Genomic DNA, 11,808 nt, shown 5'->3' on the forward strand with positions numbered 1-11,808 from the left:
CGCAGCTGAGCGCGTTTTGACGGCTCTAAACGCGCTCTAATGCGACTCCGTTGGGTCAGAGCCGGGCGTAACGCAGGAGGGCTGCCGTGCCCATGCCCCCCGCGATGCTGATCATCGCCAAGGCCAGCGGTGCGGGTCCGGAGTTTTCGGACAGGCTGCGCGCCTGGGTGAACAGGCGCGTCACCAGGACTGCCCCCGAAGCGCCGTAGCCGTGGCCAAGCGCCAGCGCTCCGCCCTCTGCATTGGCCTTCCCGGGATCGATGCCCAGATGATCAAGGCAAGCGATGGCCTGTGAGGCAAAAGCTTCATTGAATTCGATGAGGTCAACGTCATTGGCAGCCACGCCTTGCTGAGCCAACAACCGTTCCGCAGCATGCGCGGCCCCGATGCCGAGCAACTCCGGATGCACCCCCGTCGTTTCACAACCCAAAACCAGCAAGCCGTCAACCGCGCCCATCTCCCGGGCACGCTTCAGGGACGTTATAACGACGGCGGCAGCCGCGTCGGCATCGAAACACGAGTTGGCTGCCGTGACCGTTCCGTCAGGGACGAAAACTGCCGGGAACCGTGACATCAGCGAAGCGCGCAACGAACGCTTGGGGCCGTCGTCGGCCTCGACGAGCGTCCCGCCATTTTCCAGCGGCACGATTTCGCGTGCGAGCTTGCCCGCTGCAACAGCCTCAAGTGCCCGCCGATGGCTGCGGAGTGCGTACTCATCCTGCCGCTCACGACTGATACCAAACGTGCGCGCCACATTTTCCGCAGCAACACCCATGTCGGGGTCACCAAACCCGGGCGGCACAAAGGTGGCCCGCGAATAAAAGTCCAGGCCGCCGTCGTCGGTCCTGTTGGCCCGCGCTGGAGCGGTACTGATGCTTTCCACCCCGCCGGCCACATACAGCGGATCTCCACCGGCGCCAACCAGACGCGCAGCAAGTGCAATAGCATCCAAGCCGGAACCACACTGCCGATCAACCGTGAGCCCAGGCACCGTGATGGGCAGGCCGGCCTGCAGCGCAGCGAATCGCGCCACGTTTCCACCACCACCAACAGCATTGCCCACGATGACGTCGTTCACCCCTGCCGGATCAATGCCTGCCGACTCGACGAGGGAACGGATGACCGGTGCCAGGAGGTCCGGCGCCCGGAAACGCTTCAGCTGCCCGTTTGCACGGCAGATCGGAGTCCGCAACGCCGCTATGATGACCGGCTGGCGGGACTCGTCCACCTCCTGCATTGAAGGGCCGCTACCCAAGGGGACGCCGCTACCCAAGGGGACGCGCCCGGGCATCATGGTTTTTGATCCAGTCGAGTAGCACCATCCGGCTGACCTTACCGCGATCCGTAATGGGTAACTCGGACAGGACGTAGTACTGCAGCGGCCACTTGTCCCGAGCGAGAAGGCCATCAAGGCCGGTGCGGAGCTGCGTCGCCGTGACGGCACCGTAGGCGGGAACGACGCCGGCAATCACCTTTTGACCGCGGACGTCATCCGGAGCGCCGGCTGCTACCGCAACTTCGATGCCCGGAACGGAGGCGAGGGCGAGTTCCACCTCGTGCGGATACACGTTCTTCCCCGCAGTGATGATCATGTCCGAACGACGTCCCAGAATGTGCAGGGTCCCGTCGGCGAGATAGCCTTGGTCCCCCACGGTGTACCAGCCGTCCAAGCAGCGGAGGGCCTGGCCGTCGTCACCCCAGAGGTAGCCGTTGCTGACCATCCCACTGCGGACGCTGATGTTGCCGTGCTCCCCGTCCGGAAGGTTCCGGCCGGTGTCGTCCAGGATCCGCAATTCCACACCAGGAAAAGGCCGGCCAATCCCCGTACCCCCGACGTCAAGGGGTTCCCCCGCAGCCAACCGAGTGCCGGAAACGAAGCTCAATTCGGAGGCTCCGTAGTATTCAAAGATGGCAGCATGCGGGGCCCAGCGGCGCGCCGCTTCCATCGTACGGCCATCGAGCTTGGAACCCGCGCAGACAATGCTGCGGATGCCCGAAGCATCCACGTCTCCAGCCAGGCCCCGTTCACTCAGCAAACGAAGCATAGTGGGCGTAAGAACCAGCCTGGTGATGTTGTCATGGCTGATCGAAGCGTGGGCGTCACCCACGTCGAAGGACTCCAGCGTGTGGAATGCGGAGCCCGCGTACAGGCACTCGGACAGGGCATAGAGGTTCAAGCTGGAGGAGAGCGGACCTGCTGCCAGGGTCCGGTCGTCCTGCGAGAGCCCAAAGAACTCGACCGATGCCTCGAAGGAAACCTGCCAGGAACGGCGGGACCGCGTGAACGCCTTCGGCACCGAAGTGGTGCCGGACGTAAGCCCAATCAGGAACGTCGTGGAGGGATCCCCGTCAATGAGTTCGACGCCGGATGCGACGGAAGAGTCGACGATCCGGGACGTCACTTCATCCACCATTGCTGCGGGCCACTGTGGGTCCAGCACGGCACAGCGGCGCTCCCCCGCCACCGCCGCCGCGAACTTGGCGATGAAGTCAGTGGAGTTGGGCTCGGCAAGCACAGTAGTGGCCATCGCATGGCCAAGCAGGCCCGCCGCGGCGTCGCGGAGCTCGGCCCAGTTGAGCCGGCTGCGCCCCACAACGACGGCGGTGTCGTGGGGACGCTCATCGGCCCAGAGCTGAATTTTGTCCAGGAAAGGCATCCCCGCAATTTTACGGCAGTGTTCTCCCTACGGCACCAACGGTGACGTCTATTCTGACTGTATGAGTTTCAATGACGGTGCGCAGCTTGACCCATCCCAGGTAGAAGACCGACGCGGCGGAGGCATGGGCCGTGGGACGAAGATAGGTGGCGGGATTGGTGGTGGCATCGTCGTGCTGCTTCTGGCCCTCTTCGGAATCAACCCCAATATCCTTGGTGACCTTACAGGCGGCGGAACGCAGCCTCCCGCCGTGCAAGGCGGGAGCGGCGGCGTGCAGGAGTGCCAGACGGGCGCGGACGCGGATAAACGACTCGACTGCCGGATCACAGGCACGGTCAACAGCCTTAATGCCTTCTGGCCGGAATACCTCGCCCAATACAACGTGCAGTACTCCCGGCCCGGAACGGTCATCTTCGACCAGGGAACCAATACGGGATGTGGCCCTGCCACCACGGCTGTAGGACCCTTCTATTGCCCGGCGGACACCAAGGCATACTTCGACCCCGGGTTCTTCGATGAGCTCGTGACCCGTTTTGGTTCATCAGGGGGTCCACTGGCGCAGGAGTATGTGGTGGCCCACGAATTCGGCCACCACATCCAAAACATCCTGGGCAACCTGGACCGGGCACAACAGGATCCCCAAGGACCACAATCCGGTGCAGTCCGTGTCGAACTGCAGGCGGACTGCTACGCCGGACTATGGGTTCGCCACGCCACCACCCAGAAGGACCCTGCAACGGGCAAGCCGTTCCTTGACCCCCTCACCGAGCAGGACCTGCAGGACGCGCTGTCCGCCGCGTCCGCCGTCGGCGATGACCGCATCCAGGAAGCCGCAACCGGACGGGTCTCGCCGGAGTCATGGACCCATGGCTCAAGCGAACAGCGGCAGAAGTGGTTCTACCAGGGGTACGCCACAGGCGACATCAACAAATGCGACACCTTTGGTGTTGCAGCACCGTAGCTGCTGGACTATCGGTTAAATGCAGAAATGGTTCCGGGCCAATTGGCCCGGAACCATTTCTATTTGCCCTTGAAAGGCGAAAACTGCTGATCAGATGTTGAAGCCGAGGGCCCGCATCTGGTCCTTGCCGTCGTCGGTGATCCGCTCAGGACCCCATGGCGGCATCCATACCCAGTTGAGGCGCCAGTCATCGACGATTCCGTCAAGGGACTTGCCCACCTGCTCCTCCAGGACGTCAGTCAGCGGGCAGGCCGCAGTGGTCAGCGTCATGTCGATGAGGAGTGCGCCGTCCTCGTCCGAGTACTTCAGGCCATAGAGGAGGCCCAAGTCAACGACATTGACACCGAGTTCCGGGTCAATGACGTCCTTGAGCGCTTCCTCGACGTCCTCGAGGCTGGTGCGCGCCGCGTTGATTTCGGTCATGGAACGATCCTAACTAGGCCTGTACGGCAGGAGCAACGGCAACGCCGGCGCCTGCGGCGTAGCGGTCGTAGCCTTCTTCTTCAAGGCGGTCAGCGAGCTCGGGGCCGCCCTCTTCAACGACCTTGCCGTCAACGAAGACGTGGACGAAGTCCGGCTTGATGTAGCGCAGGATGCGGGTGTAGTGGGTGATGAGCAGCGTGCCCATGTTGCCCTCTGCGTGTGCGCGGTTGACGCCTTCGGAAACTACCTTGAGGGCGTCGACGTCCAGGCCTGAGTCGGTCTCATCCAGAACCGCGAACTTCGGCTTGAAGAGCTCGAGCTGAAGGATCTCGACGCGCTTCTTCTCTCCACCGGAGAAGCCTTCGTTGACGTTGCGCTGTGCGAAGTCGGCGTCGATGCGCAGCTGCTGCATGGCAGCCTTGACGTCCTTGGTCCACGTGCGAAGGGCGGGTGCTTCGCCGTCGATCGCCGTCTTGGCGGTCCGCAGGAAGTTCGTCATGGTGACGCCGGGAACCTCAACCGGGTACTGCATGGCGAGGAAGACGCCTGCACGGGCGCGCTCGTCAACGCTCATTTCGAGGACGTTTTCGCCATCGAGCGTGATGGTGCCGCTGGTTACCGTGTAACGGGGGTGGCCGGCAATGGTGGAAGCGAGGGTGGACTTGCCCGAGCCGTTGGGGCCCATGATGGCGTGCGTTTCACCGGTCTTGATGGTGAGGCTGACGCCCTTCAGGATCTCCTTGGTGCCCTGCTCCGTCTCGATGCTGACGTGCAGGTCCTTGATCTCAAGAGTAGACATGCTCTTCTTTCTTTTCCGTTCGTAAGTCTGGTGATACCGGGCGCTCAGTAGTTATCTACCGAAGCACCGTTCACAATGTTGGTCACGTCCACGTAGACGTCGTCACCATCGATGGTGACGGCGAAAACGGGAACGGGGTCGTAGGCAGGCAGCTGGAGAGGCTGTCCGCTGCGGAGGTCGAACTGGGAACCGTGCCCCCAGCACTCAATCGCACAGCCGTCAATCTCGCCTTCGGACAACGAGATGTCCGCGTGCGAGCAGGTATCGCCGATGGCATGGATCTCACCCATCGAGTCCCTCACGATGGCTACGGGATAGTCATCGATCAGGACGCGCAGCGCCTGCTTGACCTGGATGTCATTGGCGTTGCATACCAGTTCGCCCTTGGTTTGTTCACTCATGGTTGCCTGCCTGGTCTGCTAGTTGTCGGTCGCGGCGAGTTCGCGCTCAACAGCTGCGGTCAGGCGTTCTTCGATTGCCGGGACGTTGATCTGCTGGATGATCTCGTTGAGGAAGCCTCGAACCACCAGGCGGCGGGCAACCTTTTCCGGAATGCCGCGTGCCATGAGGTAGAACAGGTGCTCGTCGTCGAAACGGCCGGTGGCGCTGGCGTGGCCGGCACCCTCGATGAGTCCCGTCTCGATTTCCAGGTTCGGCACAGAGTCCGCACGTGCACCGTCCGTGAGGACCAGGTTGCGGTTGGCCTCATAGGTGTCGGTGCCTTCGGCTTCCTTACGGATCAGGACGTCGCCTACCCACACAGTGTGGGCGTTGCGGCCCTGCAGCGCGCCCTTGTACAGCACACGCGACTTGCAGTTGGCCACTGCGTGGTCAACAAACAGGCGCTGCTCAAGGTGCTGACCAGCATCGGCGAAGTACAGGCCGAACATCTCGACGTCGGCACCAGGGGCCGTGAAACGGGTGGACGGCGTAACGCGAACAACGTCGCCGCCAAGGCTGACCACAATGTGCTTGAACTTCGCGTCGCGGCCGATCTTGGCCTGTTGCGATGAAGCATGTACTGCTTTGTCGTCCCATTCCTGCAAGGACACGACAGTCAGTTCAGCGCCATCCTCGACGATGATTTCAACGTTCTCGGAAACGACCGCGGTGCCCTGGTGGTCCAACACAACAACAGCCTTGGAGAAACGCTCTGCCACAATCACGATGTGCTGGGCAGCCGGAGCCTCGCCGGATCCGGTGATCAGGACGGAAACTTCGCCCTCGGCCTGGAGCTCAGCCGGAACCGTGACAACTGTAGCCTCGGTGAAGTTCTCCCAACCGTTGGCGGACACGCGGTCTTCGGGAATTGCTGCCTGGCCGATCCGCTGATCCTCGCGGCCAACCGTTTCGACAACGACGCCGGAAGGTGCAGTCACGCTGACAGCGGGAGCTGCACCGTCAAGGACCTCGGTGTGGAGGCCGCGCAGGCGCTTCAGCGGTGTGAAACGCCAGTCTTCTTCAAGACCGGTCAGGGGCTTGAAGTCCTCCAGCTTGTAGGACGTGAGGCGTCCGGCGCGGGAGCTGTCCGGAATACCGACGCCGCCGCCATGCGAGTGGCTCTTTACCGATGCGCCGCCGAGCGGACCAGCAGCAGGCTGCTCCGACGTCGTGCTGGTGTTTGTTCCGGTGTTTACGGGCGAAAGGTTTTCGCCTTCCTCGGTGAAGCCGTCGATAAACGGCTGGGCCGAGGGCGCGCCGATGCGTGCCTTTTCAGTAGTGATATCAGTCATTGTTAACCGACGGACCCTTCCATCTGCAGTTCAATCAAGCGGTTCAGCTCAAGGGCATATTCCATGGGCAGTTCACGGGCGATCGGCTCGATGAAGCCGCGCACGATCATGGCCATGGCCTCGTCCTCAGGCATACCGCGGGACATCAGATAGAAGAGCTGCTCTTCGCTGACGCGGGAAACGGTGGCCTCGTGACCCATAACGACGTCGTCTTCACGGATGTCGATGTACGGGTACGTGTCCGAGCGGGAAATGGTATCCACCAGAAGGGCGTCGCAACGGACCGTGTTGGCCGAGTGTTTTGCACCTTCGCGGACCTGGACCAAGCCGCGGTAAGCTGCACGGCCACCGCCGCGCGCCACGGACTTGGAAATGATGGAGCTCTTGGTGTTCGGTGCGATGTGCACCATCTTGGAGCCGGTGTCCTGGTGCTGGCCCTCGCCGGCAAAAGCGATGGACAGGGTTTCACCCTTGGCGTGCTCGCCTACCAGGTAAACAGCCGGGTACTTCATGGTCACCTTGGAACCGATGTTGCCATCGATCCACTCCATGGTGGCGCCCTCTTCGCAGATGGCACGCTTGGTGACGAGGTTGTACACGTTGTTGGACCAGTTCTGGATGGTCGTGTAGCGGACGCGGGCGCCCTTCTTCACGATGATCTCCACAACGGCGGAGTGCAGGGAATCCGAGGTGTAGATCGGAGCCGTGCAACCCTCGATGTAGTGAACGTAGGAGTCCTCATCGGCGATGATCAGGGTGCGCTCGAACTGGCCCATGTTCTCCGTGTTGATACGGAAGTAAGCCTGGAGCGGGATGTCCACGTGCACGCCCTTGGGCACGTACACGAACGATCCACCGGACCATACTGCCGTGTTCAGGGAAGCGAACTTGTTGTCGCCCACGGGGATGATGGTGCCGAAGTACTCCTGGAAGATCTCCGGGTGTTCCCGCAGGGCGGTGTCCGTGTCCAGGAAGATAACGCCCTGGGCCTCGAGGTCCTCGCGGATCTGGTGGTAGACAACTTCGGATTCGTACTGGGCAGCGACGCCGGAAACGAGCCGGCTGCGCTCAGCTTCCGGGATGCCGAGCTTTTCGTAGGTGTTCCGGATGTCTTCCGGCAGATCTTCCCACGTTGCCGCCTGCTTCTCAGTGGAACGCACGAAGTACTTGATGTTGTCGAAGTCGATGCCCGAGAGGTCTGCGCCCCACGTAGGCATGGGCTTGCGGTCAAAGTACTTCAGGCCCTTGAGGCGCAGATCGAGCATCCATTCGGGCTCGTTCTTCTTCGAGGAGATGTCGCGGACAACCTCCTCGTCGAGGCCACGACGGGCGTTTGCGCCTACGTCGTTCTTGTCGGCCCAGCCGTACTCGTAGTTTCCGATACCGTGCAGTTCGGGATTCTTCTCCAGAATCTCCGAGATCACAGTGCCGTCAGCTACCGCTTTCTCTGCTAGTTGGTCCGTCATCACGGCCTTTCTTGCTGGTTGTTTGATTCCTGGTACGGGTTCCCGGACTGCTCTGCGGTGCTGTGGGGCACCGTGGCAGCTGGTCGCCCGGTAGGTATATGGGTGGTGCAGACGTGCCCGCCTTGCGCCAGGGTTGAAAGACGCCGGACGTCGACGCCCACCAAGCGGGAAAAGACTTTGGTTTCGCTGTCACAAAAAACCGGGAATTCGGCTGCGAGCTGCTGTATGGGGCAATGTCCCTGGCACAGCTGGACACTGGAAAATTCTGCCGGCAGAGGGGCTTTGGCCTCAATGGAATGGGCAGAGGCTACGTAGCCGTCCCGGCTGAGGGCCTTGGACAAGGCCAAGGCGCGGGCGGCGATGTCCTGCCCGGCGGCCGCAACTTCGGGGGCATAGCGGCGCTCCATTTCAGAGAAGCGCTCTTCCGCATATTCGCGGACTGCATCCTCACCGGCTATTTCCTGGAGTCGCCGGAGCGCGGAGCTGGCGATGTTCAAGTAGTCATCGCCAAGTTTGGATTGCCCTTGTGAACTCAGGACATAGCGGCGCGCAGGGCGTCCCGCACCGGCTCCAGCCTTGGCGACGCGCTTGACTTCGATAACGCCATTGCGCTCCAAGTGATCCAGATGCCGGCGGACTGCTGCAGGCGTGAAGCCAAGGAGGTCACCCAACTCGGCAGCACTAACGGGGCCGTGCTCCAACACGGCACCCAGAACGCGGTCCCTTGTGCGGTCTTCCGCGTCCGGCAGCGCAGACGAAGGCGCGAAGGCCTCCGCCGCTGCAGCATGCCGCCGTGAGGGCATGGAAATTGGACTGCTCATGGAATACACAACACAATCATGTCGTAATTTGTTTCATGCATCCAGTAAGGCAAGACTGACCTTAGTCACCCGCCAGGTGCGACCGTACTACTTCACGTAGAATACTCTGGTGCGATCCACCGATTCCCCTGTCCTCACTATAGACGGACTCATTAAGGATGTAGGGCCCCTGGCCTCCCTTGACGGCAAAATGCTCCGGGTTGTCAGTGGGCTGTCCATGGTGGCTGAGCGGGGCCGGATTACCGCGCTCCTTGGAGCCAACGGCGCCGGCAAGACCACCACCCTTGAATGTGCCCAGGGTTTGCAGAGACGGACCGCTGGAACCATTTCACTGCTGGGGGAAGACCCGGATGCTGCCGGCGCTGACTTGAGGTCCCGGGTAGGTGTCATGCTCCAGGATGGCGGCCTCCCGCCGTCGGCCCGTCCCATCCCCCTGCTGCGTCATGTTGCCGGTATGTACCGCAACCCCATGGACGTCGATGCCCTCGTGGACCGCTTGGGCATTGCCCAGTTCAGCCGCACCAGCGTGCGGCGCCTCTCAGGTGGCCAGAAGCAGCGGGTGGCTTTGGCTGCGGCATTGATTGGCAACCCCGAGGTCCTCTTCCTCGATGAACCCAGCGCGGGATTGGATCCGCATTCGCGGCAAGTGGTTTTCGACCTCATTGCGGAACTGCGCGACGCCGGCATGGGCATCATCCTCACGACCCACCTGATGGATGACGCCGAGCGCCTGGCTGACTACGTTTACATCATCGACGGCGGACACAACGTCGCGGAGGGAACGGTCGCCGACCTCCTGCGGCACGATCATTCCACCGACACCGCTATCACTGACCGGACCCTCTTCTTCGATGCGCCGCCGGGGCTGGAGTTCAAAGACGTCCTGGGAGCAGGCCTGCAAGTGCTTGAAACCCGGGCCGGCAGCTACTCGATCACCGGCGCCCTGGGGCCCGACGACCTTGCCGCCCTGACCGCCTGGTGGGCCGCACGGAACATTATGCCCGCGTCACTAAGACTCGAGGCTCGGAGCCTCGAGGACGTTTTCCTGGACATCTCCGGAAGGGACCTCCGATGAGCAAGTTACTGTCCCCCAACGCCGGACCAGCTTCCCTTCCACGCCGTATTCTGCAGCAAGGCCGCTACGAGACCATCACGATGCTGCGGAACGGTGAGCAACTGATTCTTGCCGTTGTCCTGCCGCTACTTGCGTTGGCCGGGCTGACTGTCACTCCCCTGCTGGATGGGCTCGGAGGCTCTCGTGTCGACGTAGCCACGCCGGGCATTCTCGCCCTATGTGCCATGTCCACCGCGTTCACTGGCCAGGGCATTGCCACGGGATTTGACCGGCGCTACGGCGTTCTTCGCTTTCTCTCGACCACCCCTCTGGGGCGGGGTGGCCTGATCGCCGGCAAGATACTCGCCGTGCTGGTCGTCCTCTTCCTTCAAGTACTGGTAGTCGGGGTAGTCGCTGGACTCCTGGGCTGGCAGCCGCGGCCGGAGGCATGGCTTCCGGGCCTTGGCATCCTTGTCCTTGGTGCGGCTGCGTTCACTGCGCTGGGACTCCTCGTCGCGGGAACCGTGCGACCGGAAGCCACCCTGGCCATCACAAATCTTCTATGGATCCTCCTCGGAGCGCTGGGCGGGATCGTTGTCCCGGCAGAACGGCTTCCCGCGGTTGCCCAGGGCATCGTGCACTTCCTGCCCTCCGGCGCCCTTGGCCAGGCATTGCGGGACGCGTTCCTGCTGGGCATTGTGCCCTTCCCCGCCGTCCTGGTCCTCCTGGTGTGGACATTGCTGGCCGGCGCCGCAGCCATTCGCTGGTTCAAGTGGAACTGACAACAAAGCAGAACTGAGAGTTGAGCAAACTGTGAGCACGGCATCGCGCCTCCCTAAATCCGTCCAGCGATTCACCACCAAGCTGCCGACGCAGGTAAACCGCACTATCCGCCGGCTATCGGTCCTTTCCCTGATCGGACAGACCGTACTCGTGGTGACCGGTGGTGCAGTTCGCCTTACGGCTTCGGGCCTCGGTTGCCCCACGTGGCCTCGATGCACCAACGAATCGCTCGTCAACACGCCTGAAATGGGCATTCACGGTTTTATCGAGTTCGGCAACCGTATGCTCACGTTCGCGTTGGCGGCGGTCGCAGCACTCATGCTGGTCTACTTGTGGAATCTCCGCAAGGAACGTCGGGACCTCTTCATGCTCGCTCTTGGCCTCCTGGCGAGCATCCCTGCCCAGGCCATCATCGGCGGAATCACCGTCCTGTCCAACCTCAACCCCTGGGTCGTGGGCCTGCACTTCCTGGTATCCATGGCCTTGGTTGTCTTCGCGACCCTGCTCGTGAACCGCGCCTTCGGCCGCACCGGCCGATTCATGAAGCAGGTACTGCCTGCCCTGCCTGTGGTTGCCCGCCCCGTTATGCTGACTGTCGCCGTCTTCTCTGCAATAGCGGTCATGCTTGGCGTGGTAGTCACAGGCGCCGGTCCGCATGCAGGGGATGCAGATGCGCCACGCAATGATCTGGACTGGGACCTTTTCTCACACATTCACGCCGTGCCCGCTTACCTGATTACGGCCGGGACACTATTGGCTGTGTACCTTGTGGTGCGGCATAGGATCGGCGGCCCGTTCCGAACCGCTTCTTTCCTGCTGCTCGCCGTGACGTTGCTCCAAGCCGTCATTGGGTTCACCCAGTACTACAACGGAATTCCCGCCCTTCTCGTGGGCGCACACATGCTGGGGGCAGCCCTGCTGATGAGTGCATCGACCAACGCGGCTGATATCGCCAAGTACAGCCCCTCCAAGTAGCACCCCAAACACGCTCGCTCACATCCTGCGCCCCTGGGCCTGGTGCTTTCTCAGATCGTGCGGCCCTGGGCCGGGTGCTCTATCAGATCGTGGGGCCCTGGGCCGGGTGCTCTATCAGATCGTGGGGCCCTGGGCC

12 protein-coding genes are annotated in these 11,808 nt (G+C 62.3%); 4 read left to right on the forward strand and 8 right to left on the reverse strand.

Annotated features, from left to right (window positions below; genetic code table 11):
• Positions 1–55: 55 nt before the first annotated feature.
• Together AC6I97_RS12860 and AC6I97_RS12865 are read right to left on the reverse strand one after the other, a co-directional pair.
• On the reverse strand, positions 56–1,294 hold the full coding sequence (locus AC6I97_RS12860) for a thiolase family protein (protein ID WP_497945054.1): 1,239 nt from the start codon (positions 1,292–1,294) through the stop codon (positions 56–58).
• On the reverse strand, positions 1,266–2,657 hold the full coding sequence (locus AC6I97_RS12865; protein WP_497945055.1) for a class I adenylate-forming enzyme family protein: 1,392 nt from the start codon (positions 2,655–2,657) through the stop codon (positions 1,266–1,268). Before AC6I97_RS12865 ends, AC6I97_RS12860 begins: the two co-directional genes overlap by 29 nt.
• 61 nt (positions 2,658–2,718) lie before the next feature.
• Between AC6I97_RS12865 and ypfJ the strand changes: the two genes are divergently transcribed.
• Entirely contained in the window at positions 2,719–3,618 is a 900-nt protein-coding gene (gene ypfJ, locus AC6I97_RS12870; RefSeq protein ID WP_497945056.1) for a KPN_02809 family neutral zinc metallopeptidase, read from the forward strand.
• Positions 3,619–3,708: 90 nt separating this feature from the next.
• Here ypfJ and AC6I97_RS12875 read toward each other — a convergent pair whose 3' ends face one another.
• The 6 genes from AC6I97_RS12875 to AC6I97_RS12900 are packed head-to-tail and all read right to left on the reverse strand — an operon-like array spanning position 3,709 to position 8,860.
• A complete protein-coding gene (locus AC6I97_RS12875; protein WP_021470428.1) occupies positions 3,709–4,041 on the reverse strand; it encodes a metal-sulfur cluster assembly factor in 333 nt (110 codons plus the stop codon).
• A gap of 13 nt (positions 4,042–4,054) precedes the next feature.
• Positions 4,055–4,840 (reverse strand): Fe-S cluster assembly ATPase SufC, encoded by a 786-nt coding sequence (sufC, locus tag AC6I97_RS12880; protein WP_224090246.1) that lies wholly within the window; start codon positions 4,838–4,840, stop codon positions 4,055–4,057.
• Positions 4,841–4,884: 44 nt separating this feature from the next.
• Positions 4,885–5,241 carry a non-heme iron oxygenase ferredoxin subunit gene (locus tag AC6I97_RS12885; protein ID WP_497945057.1) on the reverse strand — a complete coding sequence of 119 codons (357 nt, stop codon included), beginning with the start codon at positions 5,239–5,241 and terminating at the stop codon, positions 4,885–4,887.
• 18 nt (positions 5,242–5,259) lie between these two features.
• Positions 5,260–6,573 carry a Fe-S cluster assembly protein SufD gene (gene sufD, locus AC6I97_RS12890; protein WP_309926168.1) on the reverse strand — a complete coding sequence of 438 codons (1,314 nt, stop codon included), beginning with the start codon at positions 6,571–6,573 and terminating at the stop codon, positions 5,260–5,262.
• Between the two features lie 2 nt (positions 6,574–6,575).
• Entirely contained in the window at positions 6,576–8,039 is a 1,464-nt protein-coding gene (gene sufB, locus AC6I97_RS12895) for a Fe-S cluster assembly protein SufB (protein ID WP_223932865.1), read from the reverse strand.
• Positions 8,039–8,860: a helix-turn-helix transcriptional regulator gene (locus tag AC6I97_RS12900; protein WP_396133434.1), complete on the reverse strand. Its 822-nt coding sequence runs from the start codon at positions 8,858–8,860 to the stop codon at positions 8,039–8,041. Before AC6I97_RS12900 ends, sufB begins: the two co-directional genes overlap by 1 nt.
• 109 nt (positions 8,861–8,969) lie before the next feature.
• Here AC6I97_RS12900 and AC6I97_RS12905 point away from each other — a divergent pair, with 109 nt between their 5' ends.
• Genes AC6I97_RS12905 through AC6I97_RS12915 form a run of 3 tightly spaced genes read left to right on the forward strand, consistent with a single transcriptional unit; the run spans position 8,970 to position 11,672 of the window.
• Positions 8,970–9,935 carry an ABC transporter ATP-binding protein gene (locus tag AC6I97_RS12905; RefSeq protein WP_497945058.1) on the forward strand — a complete coding sequence of 322 codons (966 nt, stop codon included), beginning with the start codon at positions 8,970–8,972 and terminating at the stop codon, positions 9,933–9,935.
• Positions 9,932–10,696, forward strand: a complete 765-nt coding sequence (locus AC6I97_RS12910; protein ID WP_309926173.1) for an ABC transporter permease — start codon at positions 9,932–9,934, stop codon at positions 10,694–10,696. The genes AC6I97_RS12905 and AC6I97_RS12910 overlap by 4 nt, the downstream gene beginning before the upstream one ends.
• Before the next feature lie 31 nt (positions 10,697–10,727).
• The gene (locus AC6I97_RS12915) at positions 10,728–11,672 is read left to right on the forward strand and encodes a COX15/CtaA family protein (protein ID WP_497945059.1); all 945 of its coding nucleotides are present in this window, start codon (positions 10,728–10,730) and stop codon (positions 11,670–11,672) included.
• The last annotated feature ends 136 nt before the right edge of the window (positions 11,673–11,808 follow it).

This window comes from Arthrobacter sp. TmtSoilC48, from assembly GCF_059739425.1.

Coding starts and splice junctions, on each gene's coding strand:
- AC6I97_RS12860 (WP_497945054.1), bottom strand. CDS start 1,294: ATGATGCCCGGGCGCGTCCCCTTGGGTAGCGGCGTCCCCTTGGGTAGC.
- AC6I97_RS12865 (WP_497945055.1), bottom strand. CDS start 2,657: ATGCCTTTCCTGGACAAAATTCAGCTCTGGGCCGATGAGCGTCCCCAC.
- ypfJ (WP_497945056.1), top strand. CDS start 2,719: ATGAGTTTCAATGACGGTGCGCAGCTTGACCCATCCCAGGTAGAAGAC.
- AC6I97_RS12875 (WP_021470428.1), bottom strand. CDS start 4,041: ATGACCGAAATCAACGCGGCGCGCACCAGCCTCGAGGACGTCGAGGAA.
- sufC (WP_224090246.1), bottom strand. CDS start 4,840: ATGTCTACTCTTGAGATCAAGGACCTGCACGTCAGCATCGAGACGGAG.
- AC6I97_RS12885 (WP_497945057.1), bottom strand. CDS start 5,241: ATGAGTGAACAAACCAAGGGCGAACTGGTATGCAACGCCAATGACATC.
- sufD (WP_309926168.1), bottom strand. CDS start 6,573: ATGACTGATATCACTACTGAAAAGGCACGCATCGGCGCGCCCTCGGCC.
- sufB (WP_223932865.1), bottom strand. CDS start 8,039: ATGACGGACCAACTAGCAGAGAAAGCGGTAGCTGACGGCACTGTGATC.
- AC6I97_RS12900 (WP_396133434.1), bottom strand. CDS start 8,860: ATGAGCAGTCCAATTTCCATGCCCTCACGGCGGCATGCTGCAGCGGCG.
- AC6I97_RS12910 (WP_309926173.1), top strand. CDS start 9,932: ATGAGCAAGTTACTGTCCCCCAACGCCGGACCAGCTTCCCTTCCACGC.